The 17,306-nt window shown below is 64.5% G+C and carries 10 protein-coding genes and 3 pseudogenes; 5 read left to right on the top strand and 8 right to left on the bottom strand.

Going from position 1 to position 17,306, the window contains the following annotated elements; all coding sequences use genetic code 11:
- The first annotated feature begins 203 nt into the window (after positions 1–203).
- Both CAF70_RS11980 and CAF70_RS11975 read left to right on the top strand, forming a co-directional pair.
- Positions 204–818, top strand: coding sequence for a response regulator transcription factor (locus CAF70_RS11980; RefSeq protein ID WP_085624779.1), 615 nt, complete (start codon positions 204–206; stop codon positions 816–818).
- Positions 819–831: 13 nt separating this feature from the next.
- On the top strand, positions 832–4,104 hold the full coding sequence (locus tag CAF70_RS11975; RefSeq protein WP_085624776.1) for a transporter substrate-binding domain-containing protein: 3,273 nt from the start codon (positions 832–834) through the stop codon (positions 4,102–4,104).
- Here the strand turns inward: CAF70_RS11975 and CAF70_RS28140 are convergent.
- The 3 genes and pseudogenes from CAF70_RS28140 to CAF70_RS11965 all read right to left on the bottom strand — a co-directional run.
- Positions 4,079–4,510 (bottom strand): annotated as a pseudogene (locus CAF70_RS28140) (methyl-accepting chemotaxis protein); the annotation flags it as partial. The gene CAF70_RS11975 and the pseudogene CAF70_RS28140 overlap by 26 nt on opposite strands.
- A 105-nt stretch (positions 4,511–4,615) precedes the next feature.
- A pseudogene (locus tag CAF70_RS28135) lies at positions 4,616–5,299 on the bottom strand (PAS domain-containing protein); the annotation flags it as partial.
- A 220-nt stretch (positions 5,300–5,519) separates the two neighbouring features.
- Positions 5,520–6,539, bottom strand: coding sequence for a LacI family DNA-binding transcriptional regulator (locus tag CAF70_RS11965; protein WP_025339312.1), 1,020 nt, complete (start codon positions 6,537–6,539; stop codon positions 5,520–5,522).
- A 207-nt stretch (positions 6,540–6,746) separates the two neighbouring features.
- On the opposite strand from CAF70_RS11965, the gene CAF70_RS11960 reads away from it, so the two are divergent.
- The 3 genes from CAF70_RS11960 to CAF70_RS11950 all read left to right on the top strand — a co-directional run bounded on the left by CAF70_RS11960 (position 6,747) and on the right by CAF70_RS11950 (position 9,141).
- Positions 6,747–7,286 (top strand): gluconokinase, encoded by a 540-nt coding sequence (locus CAF70_RS11960; RefSeq protein ID WP_085624772.1) that lies wholly within the window; start codon positions 6,747–6,749, stop codon positions 7,284–7,286.
- A gap of 115 nt (positions 7,287–7,401) precedes the next feature.
- Positions 7,402–8,754 (top strand): GntP family permease, encoded by a 1,353-nt coding sequence (locus CAF70_RS11955; protein WP_085624770.1) that lies wholly within the window; start codon positions 7,402–7,404, stop codon positions 8,752–8,754.
- An 84-nt stretch (positions 8,755–8,838) separates the two neighbouring features.
- Entirely contained in the window at positions 8,839–9,141 is a 303-nt protein-coding gene (locus CAF70_RS11950) for a hypothetical protein (protein ID WP_085624768.1), read from the top strand.
- A gap of 71 nt (positions 9,142–9,212) precedes the next feature.
- On the opposite strand, the pseudogene CAF70_RS11945 reads toward CAF70_RS11950, so the two are convergent.
- From CAF70_RS11945 to CAF70_RS11925, 5 genes and pseudogenes are all read right to left on the bottom strand, one after another.
- Positions 9,213–9,641, bottom strand: a pseudogene (locus tag CAF70_RS11945) (anti-virulence regulator CigR family protein).
- Positions 9,642–9,886: 245 nt separating this feature from the next.
- On the bottom strand, positions 9,887–11,074 hold the full coding sequence (locus CAF70_RS11940) for an HlyD family efflux transporter periplasmic adaptor subunit (RefSeq protein WP_085624766.1): 1,188 nt from the start codon (positions 11,072–11,074) through the stop codon (positions 9,887–9,889).
- The gene (locus CAF70_RS11935; RefSeq protein WP_085624764.1) at positions 11,064–13,226 is read right to left on the bottom strand and encodes a type I secretion system permease/ATPase; all 2,163 of its coding nucleotides are present in this window, start codon (positions 13,224–13,226) and stop codon (positions 11,064–11,066) included. The genes CAF70_RS11940 and CAF70_RS11935 overlap by 11 nt, the downstream gene beginning before the upstream one ends.
- A complete protein-coding gene (locus CAF70_RS11930) occupies positions 13,216–14,487 on the bottom strand; it encodes a TolC family protein (RefSeq protein WP_085624762.1) in 1,272 nt (423 codons plus the stop codon). Before CAF70_RS11930 ends, CAF70_RS11935 begins: the two co-directional genes overlap by 11 nt.
- Positions 14,487–17,306 (bottom strand): Ig-like domain-containing protein (locus tag CAF70_RS11925; protein WP_256575310.1); only part of this gene is annotated, 2,820 nt, incomplete at its 5' end. The genes CAF70_RS11930 and CAF70_RS11925, both read right to left, overlap by 1 nt.

The following is a 17,306-nucleotide window of genomic DNA, read 5'->3' as shown; positions in this document are numbered from 1 at the left end:
ACATTGCCGCTTTGACAGGGTGATGTCTTTCCCGCTACTTGTAGGATTTTTCAACAAATACCGCGTGGACTTTCAACACTTCTATACTCGGCATTACCAAATTTAGGGAATGGTCGTATCGTGCAGCGCTTCCGATAACCCACTTGCAGACGTATTCCTGAGTGATCAAGGAAGCGGACCACACCCCGACAGGAGTTTTCCTCATGACAACCGTGCTGATCGTCGACGACCACCCCATCGTCCGGCTGTCCCTGCGCCTACTGCTCGAGCGCGAGCGCTTTCATGTCATCGGCGAGGTCGGCAATGGCAGCGAGGTGGCGCAGGTGGCCCGCGAACTGCGCCCGGACGTGGTCATTCTCGACATCGGCCTGCCCGGCCTGGATGGCATGGAAGTGATCAAGCGCCTGCAATGCCTGGAGCCGGTCCCCAAGATCATGGTACTGACCGGCCAGGCCACCGACCTGTATGTGCGGCGCTGCCTGGATGCCGGCATCGGCGCTTTCGTCACCAAGGAAGAAGACCACGAGGCGTTGCTGTTTGCCCTCAAGGCCCTGGTCAAGGGCTACTCGACCTTCCCGCAAATGTCGGTCAACAGCAACTCGCTGGAAAGCGAACCGGTGCGCCTGGCCAGCCTGTCCAACCGGGAAATGGAGGTGCTGCGGCGGCTGGCGCGGGGCGAGAACAACAAGAATATCGGCACCTGCATGAACCTCAGTGCCAAGACCATCAGCACCTACCGGGGCCGCATCATGGAAAAGCTCAAGACCGAATCGCTGGTTGAAATGGTCGACCTGGCCAAGCGCAACAGCGTCTACTGAGCACTTGGCCGCGATGAAGCGCCTGCTGGCAAGCGCCCTCCTGGCCATCGGCCTGGCCGGTTCCGGCGCACTGCTGGCCAACAGCGAACCCCGCCAGTTGCTGGCCCGATCGGTCAGCGCCGCCGCCCCCCTTGCGCTGACCCAACAAGAGCGGCAATGGCTACAGCAACGCCAGCACCTGGTGCTGGGCAGTTCGCGGCCCGACTACCCACCGCTCGAAATCAATGTCAGCCCGCGCGACTACGAAGGTCTGAGCGCCGATTACGCAGGTATTATCGCCGAACAGCTGGGCATCCCCATCGAGGTACGACGCTACGACAGCCGCCACGAAGCCATCGCCGCCCTGCGCGAGGGCCGTATCGACCTGCTGGGTAGTTCCAACGCCTTCGAGGCCGCGGATGCCCAGCTGAGCCTCAGTGCTGCCTATGCCGACGACCTGCCGGTGATAGTCACCCGCGAGGGTCGCAGCCTGAAGAACACGCCCGACCTCGCCGGCCTGCGGTTGGCCATGGTCGATCATTACCTGCCAGCCAGTAACGTCCGCACCCTGTACCCCAAGGCGCAATTAAGCCTGTATCGCTCGACCCTGGCCGGCTTGGCCGCCGTCGAACTGGGCGAAGCCGACGCCTACCTGGGCGATGCCATCAGTACCGACTTCGCGATTGGCAAGAGTTACCAAGGGACACTGAAGATCGACCATTTCTGCCAGGTCGCCCCGGGGGCATTTGCCTTTGCCATGGCCAGTGACAACCCGCGCCTGCACCAATTGATCGACAAGGCGCTGGCACGCATCAGCGAAAGCGAGCGCCTGAACATTCTGCGCCGCTGGAGCAGTGGCAACACCAGCCTGCTGCTGCAGCGCCATCTCGCCGCCCTGACCGCAGAAGAAGAAGCCTGGATCGCTGCCAACCCCACCATCGACGTACTGGTCAACACCTCACTGGCGCCGCTGACCTTCAACGATGCCCAGCACCGCCCCAGCGGCATTACCCTCGACCTGCTCAAGCAGATCTCGCTGCGCACAGGGCTGCATTTCAAGCCGGTCGAAAGCCCGTCTGCACAGGCAATGGTCGAGCGCGTGGCACACGGCGATGCGCAGATGATCGGCGCATTGGGCTACGGCACGGACCGTTCGAAACAACTGCGCTATACCCGCCCCTACCTGGTCAGCCCGCGGGTGCTGGTAACCCGCGGCGACAACGCATCACCGGCGCAGGCCAAGGCGCTGGATGGCCAGCGCATCGCCCTGGTGCGCGGCTCGCCGCAACGGGCCCTGCTGCAACAGCGCTACCCGCAGGCCAGGGTGGTCGAGGTGGACAACCCGCTCGGCCTTATGGAAGCCGTGGCCAACGGTACCGCCGACGTCGCTCTGAGCAGTCATATCAATGCTGCCTACTACATCAGCCATGTGTTCAAGGACCGCCTGCGCATCGCCAGTGTGCTCGACGACGACCCGGCCATCGCCGCCTTCGCCGTGGCCGCGGACCAGCCCCAGTTGCAGGCCATCCTCGACAAGGCGCTACTGAGCATTCCACCCGAAGAGCTGGACCAGCTGATCAACCGCTGGCGCACCAGCACCCTGGTCAGCGACAGCCCCTGGCGCGACTACCGCACCCTGGCCCTGCAAGTGCTGGTATTGTCGGCCTTGCTGCTGGCCGGGGTGGTGTTCTGGAACAGTTACCTGCGCAAGCTGATCAACCAGCGCACCGAGGCCCAGCATGCGCTGCAAGCGCAGCTGGCGCTAAGCCGCGGCCTGCTCGAACAACTGCGCCAGGCCAAGGACGACGCCGAACAGGCCAGCCAGACCAAAAGCACCTTCCTGGCCACCATGAGCCATGAAATCCGTACCCCGATGAATGCCGTGATCGGCCTGCTGGAGCTGGCCCTGGAAGACAGCCGCGGCGGCCGTTGTGACACCCAGACCCTGCAGACCGCTCATGATTCGGCCATCGGCCTGCTCGAACTGATTGGCGATATTCTCGACATTTCCCGCATCGAATCAGGGCACATTACCCTGCAGCCGGTACCCACCAACCTGGTCGAACTGGTACGTGCCAGCGTGCGGGTGTTCGAAGGCAACGCAAGGGCCAAAGGCCTGCATTTGCACAGCGAACTGCCCGCTGCGCCGGTCTGGGTGCTGGCTGATCCGCTGCGGCTCAAGCAGGTCTTGTCCAACCTGATCAGCAACGCCATCAAGTTCACCGATCGCGGCGAAGTCCAAGCCAGCCTGCTGCTGCCCACGGCCGCCGACAACGACCAGCTGGCCGTGGAACTGACTGTGCGAGACACCGGCATCGGCATCAGCCCGGCCGACCAGGCCCGGCTGTTCAATGCATTCGTCCAGGCCGACGGCCCCCGGGCACGCCAAGGCGCAGGCCTGGGCCTGGTCATCAGCCGAACCCTGGCCGAGTTGATGGGCGGCAACTTGAGCTTGCAGAGCGTCGAAGGTGTTGGCACCAAAGTGCAGGTCAGCCTGCAACTGCCCGCCTGCGCAGCACCGCTGCAGGTCCAGCAGCACGCCCCGACGCTGGAAACCACCAGCGGCCCGATGAACATACTGGTGGTCGACGACTACCCGGCCAACCTGCTGCTGCTGGAGCGGCAACTGCAAACCTTGGGGCACCGCGTGACGTTGGCGGAAAACGGCGAAATCGCGCTGGCGCACTGGCAGGCAGCGCGCTTTGACCTGGTAATAACCGATTGCAGCATGCCGGTCATGGACGGCCACGAACTGACCCGTCGCATCCGCAACCTCGAAGCCGAACGCGGCCTGGCGGCATGCCGGATTCTTGGCGTGACCGCCAATGCCCAGGCCGAGGAACGTGCCCGCTGCCTGGCCAGCGGCATGGACGAATGCCTGTTCAAACCGATTGGCCTGCACACGCTCAAGGCCCGGCTACCGCAGGCCCGTGCCCGGCAACAGCCACCGGTGCGTATCGGCAGCGGGTTCGACCTGGGCGAACTGCGCCACCTGACCCAGGACGACGAACAACTGATTCGGCATTTGCTGGAACAGCTGACACAGAGTATCAGCGAAGACCTCGCCAGCTTGCGCGCACTTGCAGCAGACGCCCCCGGCGAGACCGTGCGCGCACTGGCTCACCGGATCAAGGGAGGGGCGAAAATGCTCAAGATGCGTGCACTGGTCACGGATTGCGAAGCCATCGAGCAGGCTCATGGCCAAGGCCTGCCGACAGCTGACTTGCGCCTGCAATTACAAGCCAGCCTGGAGGCCCTGCTGGAGGAGCTGGGCGATACACTCAATGCAATTGCAGCGTCGAACTGATCTGGCTGATGGCATCCACCACGTGCCGTGAACCCTGCTGGATCTCCATGATCACCGTCCCAGCCTCGTTGGCCAGCGCCACGCCATGGCCGGTGCGCTTCAGGCTTGACTGCATGCTGGCCACGGCCACTAGCGACAGATCGTGGTTCTGCCGTACCACGTCGACGATTTCCAGGGTGGCCTTGCTGGTTCGAGCTGCCAAGCTGCGCACCTCGTCAGCCACCACGGCAAAACCACGCCCGTGTTCGCCGGCGCGGGCCGCCTCGATGGCCGCGTTCAAAGCCAGCAGGTTGGTCTGGTCGGCAATGCCACGGATGGTCAGCACGATCTGCCCGATCACATCCGACTGCCTGTTCACCGCATCGATGCTGCGTGCAGCGTCGTTGAGCTCATGGGAAATCTGCTCGATCACCTGAACCGCCTGCTGCACCACCTCGGTACCTTTGCGTGCGCAGGCATCGGTCTGTACCGAACTGGCATGGGCAGCATCGGCGGCGCTTTGCTGGGTGCTGACCTGGCGGGTGATGTCGCTGGCGAACTTCACCACTTTGTACAAGCGGCCCTTGCTGTCGAAGATCGGGTTGTAGGAAGCCTCCAGGTAGACCATCCGGCCATGTTTGTCGATGCGCTCGAAACGGTGCGAATGGTATTCGCCACGATTGAGCGAAGCCCAGAACTCGCGGTACTCGGCCGATTCGCGCTCGTGCGCCAGGCAGAACAGCCCGTGATGGCGGCCAACCACCTCGTCCAGGCGATAGCCCATGGTATCGAGGAAGTTCTGGTTGGCCTTGATCACCCGGCCCTGCGGGGTGAATTCGATCACCGCCATGGAACGGCTGATAGCTTTGAGCAGGCTTTCGCTCTCGTGCTCCTGCATCACCCGCTGACTGATGTCGGAAGCTACCTTGATCACGCTGCTGACCCGATGCTGTTCATTCAGTACCGGCATGTAGCTGGCTTCCAGCCAGACTTCACGGCCGGCCTTGTCGACGCGCTCGAAAGTACCGCTGATGGCCTTGCCCTGCCCCAGTTCATGCCAAAGTTGCCGGTATTCGGCGCTTTTGGCGTAGGCGGGGTCGCAGAACAGCCGGTGGTGCTTGCCACGCAATTCGTCGGCGCTGTAGCCCATCGCTTGGCAGAAGCGCTCGTTGGCATCGAGGATCGTGCCGTCGGGAGCGAATTCGATCATGGCCATGGAGCGGCTGATTGCCGCTAGCTTCGCCTGCAAGCTGGCCAAGGCCTCATGACTGCGCTGGATCTCGACCAGATCGGACTTGCGGTGGAAATCGAACATGACGCCGGGCTCCTGTTATGCGCGGTGTCATGAGCATAGATCGCCTGGCGTGCGACGTGGTCTTTGTGGCGCCTGCCGCGCGGCGCTCGATTTCAAATCCACCCTATCACTCAAGGCGTACTCAGGAGCTCTCCCGCACCATCAACTCGAAACCCAAATCCTGCTGCGCATTCGGCACCCGCTTGCCATCGAGCAGCGCCAGCAGCGCCTGCGCCGCGCCGCGCCCAACGGCAGCCCGAGGCGTGCGAATCGAGGTCAACCGCGGCACCATGTGCGCCGAAGCCGGCAGGTCGTTGAAACCGACCATCGCCACCTGCCGCGGCACCTCCACCCCTTGGCGCAATGCCTGCAGCACTGCGCCCTGGGCCAGGTCGTCGTTGCAGAAGAAAATGCCGTCGACATCCGGTGCCTGCTGCAGCAGCTGACTGAACAGTGCGCTACCCAAGGCTATGGAAGAAGGCTCCGGCGCCAGCACCTCCAGCTCGGCCGCCTGCAAGCCGGCCTCGGCCAACGCCTGGCGGAACCCTTCGGCACGCTGCATCACTCGCGGGTCGAGCTGGGCGGCAATGAACGCCAGGCGTTTGCGCCCGCGCTCGATCAGGTGGCGAGCCGCAGCGCGGCCGGCCTGCTGTTGCGAGAAACCGACCGAAAGCGCCCCGGCCTCGCCATTGAGTTCCATCATGTGCACGCAGGGCACGCCGCTAGCCGCCAGCATCTGCCGCGATGCCTCACTGCGCTCGAAACCGGTCAGCAGCATGCCGCAAGGCTGGTAGGCCAGGTAGTTGCGGATCAGGTTCTCTTCTTCAGCAAGGTCGTAATGATAGTTGCCGATCAGCACCTCGAGCCCTCGTGGGCGCATGACCTCGTGAATGGCCTCCAGCGTGTCGATGAACAGCTGGTTGGACAGCGACGGGATCAGAACCACTACCGACTGGCTACGTGCCGAAGCCAGCGCACGGGCCGCCGGGTTGGCCACATACCCCAGGCTCGCTGCAGCCGCAACGACCTTTTCCACCAGTTCCGGTGCAACCGTACTGACCCCACGCAGGGCGCGCGAGGCGGTAATCGGGGAAACCCCGGAAAGCCTGGCAACTTCTGCCAGGGTGGGACGACCTGTGGTGCGGGAGCCGGTGCGGGACATGGGTGTTGTAATTTTACTACTTGCAAGGAAAGGGAACGGCCACTAAGGTAGCGCTGTCTCAGGACGCAGGCAATGTAATCTTTGGTAGCAGCCGCCACGCGCTCGCCGCCAAGCGTCCATACTGCGTAAGGACAAGACCAATAACACCGGGGGAAGTGACTGCTCGTCCATGACGAGACAGCGCTATCTCACCCGCAGGAGGTACTGATGAATTCTCCCCTGTCCGCCATCGTGGTGATGGGCGTGGCCGGTTGCGGCAAAAGCTGCATCGGTGCTGCCATCGCCGCCCGAAGCGGCGGCCGCCTGATCGAAGGCGACGCTTTCCACCCTGCCGAAAACATCCGCAAGATGAGCGCTGGCATCCCTTTGGACGACAGCGACCGTGCCGGCTGGCTGGTGCGTCTTGGCCAGGAACTGCAAGCCACCACCGCGGCCGGGGAACGTCCGATCCTGACCTGTTCGGCCCTCAAGCGCCGCTACCGCGACACCCTGCGTGATGCCGTGCCGGGGCTGGTGTTCGTATTCCTCGAACTGTCGCCCGCCGAAGCCGAACAACGCGTGCTGGCCCGCCCCGGGCATTTCATGCCGGCGAGCCTGATCGACAGCCAGTTCGCTGCCCTGGAACCGCCACACGGCGAGCCCCTGACCCTGGCGCTTGATGCCACACAGCCCATCGAAGCACTTGCCGAAGCGGTGGACAGCTGGCTAAAGGGCCGCGGTGAGCGAGGCCTGGCACGAACCGCCTGACCCCGGCGGCTTTCCTTGGCTCACCAAAGACAGCGCTACCCTGCCCCATAAACGTGCGCAAAGTTGCAAAAAAAAAGTTACGCCAAAACAACGATAAGACCGAGGCCTTCAAACCATGTTCGGACTGGCTACTGATACCTTCCTGCTGCTCGACGCGCTGGTTACCATCGTCGGGCTGATCCTGCTGATCACCCACTTCAAGGTCCACCCCTTCGTCGCCCTGACCATCGCGGCCGGCTTCCTCGGCCTGACCTCCGGCATGCCGGTGGCCAAGGTCATGAAATCGTTCCAGGACGGTTTTGGCGGTGTTCTCGGCTTCGTCGGCATCGTGCTCGCCCTGGGCACCATGCTCGGCAAGCTGATGGCCGACTCCGGGGGGGCTGACCAGATCGCGCAAACCCTCATCCGCGCGTTCGGCAAGAAGAACGTGCACTGGGCGATGATGTTCGCCGCCTTCCTGGTGGGCATCCCGCTGTTCTTCGAGATCGGCTTCGTGCTGTTGATTCCGCTGGTGTTCATCGTTGCCCGGCGCTCGGGCGTGTCGCTGATCAAGATCGGCATCCCCCTGCTGGCCGGCCTGTCGGTGGTGCACGGCCTGGTCCCCCCGCACCCGGGCCCGCTGCTGGCGATCGGCATCTTCCATGCCGACATCGGCAAGACCATCTTCTATGGCCTGATCGTGGCGCTGCCTACTGCCATTATCGCCGGCCCGCTGTTCGGTAACTTCATTTCCCGCTACATCCCGGGCAGCCCGTCCCAGGAACTGATGGACCAGATCGCCAAGGAGTCCGACCAGGGCAACCTGCCCAGCTTCACCATCACCCTGGTCACCGTGCTGCTGCCGGTGGTGTTGATGCTGCTGAAGACCTTCGCCGACGTGGTGCTGCCTGCCGAGCACATCGTGCGCCAGTGGATGGACCTGATCGGCCACCCCATCACCGCCCTGCTCGCCGCCCTGCTGCTGGCTTTCTACACCTTCGGCGCGGCCCGTGGCTTCAACCGCCAGCAGATCATGAAGATGCTCGACCAAAGCCTGGCGCCGACCGCCGCGATCGTGCTGATCGTAGGTGCCGGCGGCGGCTTCAAGCAGATGCTGGTAGACACCGGCGTGGGCAACGTGATCGGGCAAATGGCAGTGCAGGCGGAAATTTCGCCGATCATGCTGGCCTGGCTGGTAGCGGCGGTTATCCGCATCGCCACCGGTTCCGCCACGGTCGCCACCATTACCGGCGCGGGCATCGTCGCACCGGTCATCGACCTGGTACCGGGGGTTAACCGCGAGTTGCTGGTGCTGGCCACCGGCGCCGGCTCGTTGATCCTTTCCCATGTGAACGACGCCGGCTTCTGGCTGGTGAAGCAATACTTCAACATGACCGTGGCCGAAACCTTCAAGACCTGGAGCATGATGGAAACCATCCTGTCGATCGTCGGCATCATCTTCATCATGTTGCTTTCACTGGTGGTGTAACCGTTGATCGGGGCAATGGCACCTTGAAGTTTCGGGTAGGGCCGAAAGGAAGTATCAGCCCTACCCGAAGCGAAGGAGCCTGCCATGCCCCGCTCAAGCATCCTGCTGGTTACCCTGCTCGCCGCGCCATTGGCCCTGGCCGCCGGCACCGGCCCCACCTACCCTGACGACCCGCACAGCCCGGCGCCCAAGCCTGGCGTAGACAGCACTCTCAACCCGATCGAAAAACCCGTGCCCCGGAACACCGACCCGCGCATACAGGGCAACGACCCCGACAGCCCGCCGGCGGAACAGAATGACAACCGGGATTTGCCGGGCGTGGATGGCAGTGGCTCGGAAGGCACCGGGCGGCAAGGGGGTGGCGCAGCTGACGGTAGTCAGCGCTAGGCCGGAGGAGCGCCTTGCGGAGCAATTGCCAGCAAGCCAGCTGAGGCGCTTGCTGACAACCGCTCCTGAGGTCAATCCAGCGCGCCGTTCAACACCTCGTAGATGATCCCCGTAGCAACTGCTACCAGGATCAGATCGGCACCCGCCTACATCCATTCATAGCCATCATAATGAGGGAGCTGCCCCAGCAGCCTGCCATCCAGCTTCTTGGCGATACCCGGCGGCAAAGGTTTGCCACGGGCCAGGTTCTTCTGAATGCCGGGGGGCAAGGCCGCCCCCGCGCTCCAGTAATTGCGGTGCCCATCCAGAATGCCAAGCACATCGCCACGGTTAATCGACGGCCCACCATATGCGCTACCGTGCCCTTGGCCATGCTGCCCCTGCCCTTGCCCCTTGCCATGGCCCTGCCCTTTACCGTTACCCGGGTCGCCATAAGTGAGCGCAGGGCCCACTGACAGTGCGATCGAAATAGCGACAACTGCCCACCGATGCTTTGCCATATCTGTTTCCTTACACAGTGACCTCCCTGCACTGTAGAACAAAACCCGGTTCAGGGTGAAAGCCCCCGAAACCCGGGGTCACGGCTTGGCCCCCCGATACAGCACGATGGCTGCAACATCGAGGGCCAGTACGGCAACGGCGAAGAGGAACATGACGTACAGATCTTCCGGAAGCATGGCCGTATCCCCAAAATGCACAGGTTTTCAGCAACGCAGCAATTCCCGTTCCAAACGCCTGGTCGGGGTCAGTAGAGACGGGCTTTGATCAGCGGGCGCAGCAAGTAATTGAGGACGCTGCGCTTGCCGCTGAGTATGTCCACCTCGGCAACCATGCCGGGAATGATCGGCAGCACCTCCTCGCCGCGCTTGAGCTGGCTACCGTCAGTGCGGATCAGCACCTGGTAGTACGACTCCTTGCCATGGGGCGTGTCCTCCTCGATGGTGTCGGCGCTGATCTGCTCCAAGGTGCCCTTGAGGTCGCCATAGATGCTGAAGTCGTAGGCGGTGATCTTCACTTTGGCCGGCATGCCCGGCACCAGGAAGGCCACGTCACGCGGCTTGATCCTGGCCTCTACCAGCAGGCGGTCCTCCACCGGAATCACTTCCATGATCGCCTCGCCGGGCTGGATCACCCCGCCACGGGTGTTTATCAGCACGGTGTTGACCCGCCCACGCACGGGCGAAACGATTCCGGTACGGCGCAACTGGTCCTGGCGCTGCTGCACAATCGGCTCCAGCGCACTGAGGTCGGCCTTGCGCTGTGAGCGCTCGGTGTAGGCGTCCTGGAAGTAACTGCTCTTCAGCTCGGTCAGCTTGCCGTTGAGGGTAGCGATGTCCTGGCTCAACCGCAGCGCCTCCATCTGGCTCACCGCACGCTTGGCCACCAGCGGGCGGACCAGGTCGAGCTGGCTCTGGGCCAGGCTGATCTGTCTCTGGATCGCCTGGCTACCTTCGAGCAACTTGTCCCGTCGCGACTTGAACAGCTCGCGCTCGGAGCGCGCCAGCGGCCCCTGCGGATCGATGTCGGGCGGGAACTCGATGGCCGCCTTGCCCAGCACCTCGGCTTCCAGCCGGGCGATGGCCGCCCGCAGCACGCCGGCCTGGTTGGCCGACTCCTGGAAATTGGTGAGAAAGCGCGTCTCGTCAAGGCGCAGCAGCGGCTGCCCGACCTCCACCAGGTCGCCTTCCTGCACCAGCAGGCGGTCGAGAATGCCGCCTTCCAGGCTCTGGATTTTCTGAATGCGGCTGAACGGCACCACGCGCCCGTCGCCGCGCGTCACCTCATCGAGTTCCGCCCAGGCGGCCCAGGCGACGAACAGCAAGACACTGCCGAGCAGGGTCCAGAGCAGCGGACGGTAGACCGGGTGAGTGGTCGCCAGCAAGGGATCGGCCAACTGCCGGCGCAGCTGTACAGAGTAATTTTCAGCAGCCATGACCCGCTCCCTCGGCGACCTGTGGCGCCTGCACCTGGTTGCCCAGCACCACCTGATTCAGCGGGCCGTCCATGATCACCTGGCCATTGCGCAGCACCACTGCACGGTCCACCAGCGCCAGCACGCTTTTCTTGTGGGTGGTAATGATCAGTGTGCGCCGGCCCAGCCACTTCTGCAGGTAGTCGATCACCTGTTTCTCGCTGTTCTGGTCGAAGGCCGCCGTCGGCTCGTCGAGCAACAGGATCGGCGGGTCCTGCAACAGTACCCGGGCTAGCCCGACCGCCTGACGCTGGCCGCCGGAGAGGCTTGCGTTGCCCTGGATCGGCATGTCCAGGCCCAACGGGTGAGCGCGCACGAAAGTGCCCAGCCCCACGCCGTCGAGGGCTTCCAGCAATTCCTCGTCGCTCAACGCAGCGTTCGCCAGGTTGAGGTTTTCGCGCAGGCTGCCGTGGAACAGCGCCACGTCCTGTGGCAAGTAGCCGATGCCGCGCTGGCGGTCGGCCGGGTCGAGCTGGCTCAGGGCAATATCGTCCAGCAACAGCCGGCCGGATTGCGCGTCGAGCAAGCCACTGAGCAGCCGCAGCAGGGTCGATTTGCCCGCTCCATTGCCGCCGAGCAGCGCCACCCGCTCGCCGGCCTGGATGCTCAGCGCCTGCACATCGACCACCGGCGAGCTGTCGCCGTGGGCCAGCCGCAGCCCCTCCAGGCGGTAATGCCCATGGAGCCGCTCGCGGTGCACGAAGCGCTTGCCGACGGGACGCTCCTGTTCGGCCGACATCAGCTGGTCGAGGCCCTCCAGTGCCACCTTGGTGTGCTGCCAGCGGCCGAGGATGGCGGCCGCCTGGGACAAGGGGGCGATGGCCCGCGAGGCAAGGATCGAACAGGCCACCAGGGCACCGACGGTCATCGCCCCGTCGCTTATGCGGTAGACGCCGAACACCACCACCCCGACGTAGCACAGCTGCTGGACGATACTGGCCGAGTAGCTGAGGGTCGAGGCCAAGGCGTGGGTCTTCATCGCGGTACCGGCCAGTTCCCCCGTGAGTGTCTCCCACTGCTGGCGGCAACGGCCTTCGGCACGCGCGGCCTTCACCGTCTCCAGGTGTTCGAAGGCTTCCAGCAGCACGCTGTTCTTCATCGCCCCCTCGCGCAGGTTCTGCCGCGACAGGTGCCCCAGCACGCGCTGGGTCAGCAACCCCGGCAGCAGCATCAACACGCAGGCCACCAGCGGAACCCAGACCACATGGCCACCGATCACGGCGATGAGCAACAGGAAGATGGCCACGAACGGCAGGTCGCTGATCAGCGCGGCGCTGGACGAAGTGAAGAACTCACGGACCGACTCGAATTCCCTCACCTGGGTGCTGAACGCCCCCATCGACGCCGGTTTGGCGGCAATCCGGGTGCTCAGCACGCGAGCGAACAGCAGGCTCGACAGCTGCAGGTCGAGGCGCTTGCCAAGTACGTTGAGCAGGTGCCCGCGAAGGATCCGCAACACCCCGTCGACAATGATTGCCAAGGCCACGCCGCTGGCGAGTATCCACAGGGTATCGAAGGCCGCGTTGGGCACCACGCGGTCGTACACCTGCATGGCGAACAGCGCCGAAGCGACCGCGAGGACGTTGGCCACCAGGGCAGCCGCCGTGACTTCCACATAGGAGCGCCAGAGCCGCTTGAGCGGCCCGAAGAACCAATGCTCCGGCAAGCTGCTGGCGTAGTCGCCGACCCGGCCGTCGGGTTGATAGCGGCATTTGGCGAACACCGCCGTGCCGCTGTAAAGCGCCTCCAGCGCGGGTAACGCCATGCATTCACGGCCACCGTCGCTCTGCGGCACCAGTACCTCGCACTGCTCGCCTTCGACGCCAACCAGCAGCAGGCTGCGGCCATCGCCGAGCAGCAGCAGGGCCGGCAGCAGGTAGGCGTCCATGTGCCGCAATGGCAGCTCCGCGACCCTGGCAGTGAGGTCGGCACGGCGCAGCGCGCGCACGACCAGCCGCAGCGGCAGGCGTCCGTGCTCCAGCGCCAGGCCATCGACCAGCTCGGCGTCGCCCAGCGGCCGGCCCAGTTGCCGGCACAGCAGCAGCAGGCCCTGGCGCAGCGGGTCGTCGTGGTTCAGGGGCAAAACGTTATCTGGGGCTTGTTCAACTTCCATGATTCAACCGATTCTCCAGTAGAGCCCCCAACAGACCGACCTGCGCGGCCGCCCGGTACTCGATACGCTTGCGTTCGATGTGCAGATTGATCAATTGCCGCTCGGCCTCGAAACGCTCGCGCTGCACATTGAGCAAGTCGATCACGTCACGCCGGCCGACCTCGAACTGCTCGCGGTACAGCTCGCCGACCTGTTCCGCCTCCGTCACCTGCTGGCTAAGCGACTGCTCCCGCCAACGCAGCGTGTCACCGTTGTCGAACAGCGTCTGCAACTGCCGGCGGATATCACGCTGCATCGCATCGGCCGTCCATTGCGCCGACTCCAGGCGCTGTTGCGCAGCGGTCGGCCGGCGGAAATTGGAAAGCCCCTGGAAGGTGTCCATGCGAAAGCGCAGCGACATCACCGAGTCGCTTTCCGGGCGACCGCCGATCTCCCGGCGCAACGCGGAGGCCTCCAGGTTCAACTGCGGCAGCAACGAAGCCTTGGCCTCGCGGACTTGCGCCTCGGCGACATTGGCGTCCTCCAGTGCCTTGCGCTGCAACGGCGATTCACGGATCACCCGTGCCACGTCGCTGGCAGCCAGGTAGCGCTGCAGCGACATCGGCTCGGGCTCCACCAGTTCGGAGGGGTCCTGGCCAACCAGGATCGCGTACTGGTTGCGCGCGTCCTGCAGGTTGCCCTTCTCCAGCGACAGTTGTTCCTGGGCGCGTGCCAGTTCCAGGTTGGCGCGGTCCAGTTCGCTACGGTCGGCGTAGCCATCACTGCCGCGCGCCTGGGTCATCTCGCGGATGCGGTCCAGACGCTGGATGTGCTGGCGCACCGTCTCCACCCGGCGCTCCGAGGCAAGCACGTCGAGGTAGGTCTCGACGATATCCAGCGCCGCATCGTCGCGCGCCACCAGCACCGCCTCGGACAGCTTGCGCCGGGTTGCGCTGGCGCTGTCGACCTTGCTTGTCACCCTTCCCCAGTCATACAGCATCTGCGATACGGTGAGGTCGTAGACGACCTCACCAACGTCGAACTCCTGCGGCCCTCCGGACATCGTGACGGAGGGGTAGTAACCACCCTTGGCGATCTCTACCTCGGTGCCCGCACGGTCCGCCTCGGCCATCGCCGAACGCACCTGCGGGTGGATCGCCAACCCCTCCCGCACCGCCTGGTCGAGAGGAATTGCCGAAGTGGACAACGGCAGCCCGAAGCACAGGAGCCAAAGGGCTCCCGCGCCACGGCGCCTTCCCTTGAGCACGGACAGGCCGCGCATCAGACCACAACCTGTACCGTGTTGTCCTCGATCAGCAGGGTACTGCTGCCAAAGCTGTAGACATCGTAGGTAATGCCGTTGAGCTGCTGGGTGGTCCCGGTGTTCACGGCACCCGCCACGTTGAGGGTGTCGTTGCTCTCGCCGGTAATCTGCAGCACGTTGTTGGCATCGGTGATGGCGTCGACCTCCGCTGCGGTCAGGGTCAGCACACTCCCCGAGTCACCCCGGCCGAGGTCGATACGCTCGATGTTGGAGAGCGTGCCGACGCCGACGGCGTTGTAGTCGAGGTCGATGCCGTCGGCCAGGACCAACGTGTCGAAGCCCGCGCCGCCATCGATGCTGACGAAGTCGGTCGCGGTGATCTGGACGGCGTCGTTGCCGTTGCCGGCCACCACGTGATCACCGGTCCCCACGTTGAAGATCAGGTCGTTGCCATCGCCTCCATTGATGTGCTCCGAACTGCCGCTCGCCCCGGACATGACATCGTCCCCCGAGGTGCCGGTGACGTCGATCTGGCCAATGTTCACTGACAGCCCGTTCGGGGTCAGGGTGATGCCGTATGCCGAGCTGTCGTTGCCGTTGGTATCGGTAGCGACGATGTTGAACGAGATCTGCGAACCGAGGTTAAGGATATCGGTGATGTTCAACCCCAACTGGGTGAGGACGGTCGGGCTCAGCAGGTTCAGCGAGAAGTTGCCAGAGCTGTCCGCCGCGATCGGCAGCAGCTCGACGTTCAGCGCCGGGGTGATGACCCGGATCACCACGCTGGAGTCCGGTTCGGTGGTGCCACTGAAACCGAACCGCGGGTTCAGCGGGTTGAGGCTGACGTCGACCCCGAAGTTGCCGATGGTAACGGGCTGCTCGATGCTGCTGCCGACACCGATGGTCGCCACATTGCTCGGGTTGCCGGCCGGGTCCTCACCGGTCACGGAGACTTGGGCATTGAGCAACTGGTCCAGGGTAAGGTCGATGTCCAGATCGGTAAGCAGATTCAGCGAGGCCAGCCCGCTGTTGTCGGCAGTCACCGTGGCGGTGGCGGTGACGCCGCCGATGTCCACTTCGACCGTCAGTTCGGTTCCCGGATCCGTGGAGATGGTCAGGATGCTGCCCACCAGCGACAGCACCGGGGTCGCAGGCGGGATGGTGTCGACAGTGAACGGCACCGGGCTCGACGCAGCTCCACCATTGATGTCTGCGGTGACGGTAGAGGCGCCCTCCGGGAACGGCCCCATGCCATCGCCAGGGGGAATGGACACGGTGACACTGCCGGCCAGGATATCGCCAGCGGTGATGGTGTGCGTCGCCTGCGTCTCGTAGCCGTTCTGCCCGGCGAAGGCGACGGTGATCACCTGGCCGACCTGCATGGTCGGGCGTATCGTCACGTCGACCTGGATGCCATCGCTGATCTCGGCAGCGTTGATCCAGGTATCGGCGGCTTCTGGCACGCTGATGGTCGGCGGTGCCAGGTCCGGCGCGTTGATCGTCGCTGGCCCGCTGACGTTGCCCGCAGCGTCCACTGCGACCCCGGCGATCAGCTCGCCGGTGATCAGCGGCGGTGCGAGCGGCAGGCTGAAGTTGCCGCTACCGTCGACATTCACCGTGATCGGGTTGGCGGTATCGCCATCGATCACAATACGCACCTGGCTGTTCGGCTCGGCGGTACCGGTAAGCAGCGCACCGTCGCTACTGATGCTCAGCAGTGGCGCCGATGGTGCCACCGAGTCGACCGTGGTACTGGCCGGGCCACTGGTATTGCCGGCGGCGTCCTCGGCCACGGCGTTGACCACCGTGCCGTTCGCCAGCGGGGTCGCAGGCGTGAAGGCCCAGTTGCCACTGCCGTCGGCGGTCGTTTCGCCGATCGGGTTGCCGCTGCCGTCGGTAAGAATCACCTTGGCCCCGGCTTCAGCGGTACCACTGATCACCGCCCCGTTGCTTGGGTTGAGGATCGGTGCAGGTGGCGCGACGGCGTCGACGGTGACGCTGGTCGGCCCGCTGGTATTGCCGGCCGGGTCCTGGGCCACGGCGTTGATCACCGTGCCATTGGCCAGCGGGGTCGAAGGCGTGAAGGCCCAGTTGCCGCTGCCATCGGCAGTAGTCTGACCGATGGGGTTGCCGCTGCCGTCAGTGAGGATCACCCTGGCGCCGGCTTCGGCGGTACCGCTTATCTCGGTGCCGTTGCTTGGGTCAACCGTCGGCTGGCCAGGGGCGACCGTATCCACCGTAGTGCTGACCACTGGCGAGCTGGTGTTGCCGGCCGCGTCCTGGGCCACGGCATTGACCACCGTACCGTTGGCCAACGGCGTACCGGGGGTGAAGGCCCAGTTGCCGCTGCCATCGGCGGTCGTCTCCCCGATCGGGTTGCCGCTGCCGTCGGTGAGGATCACCTTGGCCCCGGCTTCGGCGGTACCACTGACCACTACCCCATTGCTCGGGTTGAGAATCGGCGCAGGCGGCGCGACGGCATCAACGGTAGCGCTGGTCGGCCCGCTGGTATTGCCGGCGGCGTCCTGGGCCACGGCGTTGATCACCGTGCCGTTGGCCAGCGGGGTCGCAGGCGTGAAGGCCCAGTTGCCACTGCCATCGGCGGTCGTTTCGCCGATCGGGTTGCCGCTGCCGTCGGTAAGGACCACCTTGGCCCCGGCTTCAGCGGTACCACTGATCACCGCCCCGTTGCTTGGGTTGAGGATCGGTGCAGGTGGCGCGACGGCGTCGACGGTGACGCTGGTCGGCCCGCTGGTATTGCCGGCCGGGTCCTGGGCCACGGCGTTGATCACCGTGCCGTTGGCCAGCGGCGTACCGGGCGTGAACGACCAATTGCC

The organism is Pseudomonas sp. B19(2017) (genome assembly GCF_002113165.1).
In the GTDB taxonomy this organism is placed as follows: Bacteria; Pseudomonadota; Gammaproteobacteria; order Pseudomonadales; family Pseudomonadaceae; genus Aquipseudomonas.
This window is presented reverse-complemented; position numbering and strand designations above follow the sequence as displayed.

Bases quoted from the DNA above. Each gene is read 5' to 3' on its own strand.
- CAF70_RS11950 (WP_085624768.1), top strand. From the start codon at position 8,839: ATGCCCCGCTCAAGCATCCTGCTGGTTACCCTGCTCGCCGCGCCATTG.
- CAF70_RS11965 (WP_025339312.1), bottom strand. From the start codon at position 6,539: ATGTCCCGCACCGGCTCCCGCACCACAGGTCGTCCCACCCTGGCAGAA.
- CAF70_RS11960 (WP_085624772.1), top strand. From the start codon at position 6,747: ATGAATTCTCCCCTGTCCGCCATCGTGGTGATGGGCGTGGCCGGTTGC.
- CAF70_RS11975 (WP_085624776.1), top strand. From the start codon at position 832: ATGAAGCGCCTGCTGGCAAGCGCCCTCCTGGCCATCGGCCTGGCCGGT.
- CAF70_RS11940 (WP_085624766.1), bottom strand. From the start codon at position 11,074: ATGGCTGCTGAAAATTACTCTGTACAGCTGCGCCGGCAGTTGGCCGAT.
- CAF70_RS11930 (WP_085624762.1), bottom strand. From the start codon at position 14,487: ATGCGCGGCCTGTCCGTGCTCAAGGGAAGGCGCCGTGGCGCGGGAGCC.
- CAF70_RS11955 (WP_085624770.1), top strand. From the start codon at position 7,402: ATGTTCGGACTGGCTACTGATACCTTCCTGCTGCTCGACGCGCTGGTT.
- CAF70_RS11935 (WP_085624764.1), bottom strand. From the start codon at position 13,226: ATGGAAGTTGAACAAGCCCCAGATAACGTTTTGCCCCTGAACCACGAC.
- CAF70_RS11980 (WP_085624779.1), top strand. From the start codon at position 204: ATGACAACCGTGCTGATCGTCGACGACCACCCCATCGTCCGGCTGTCC.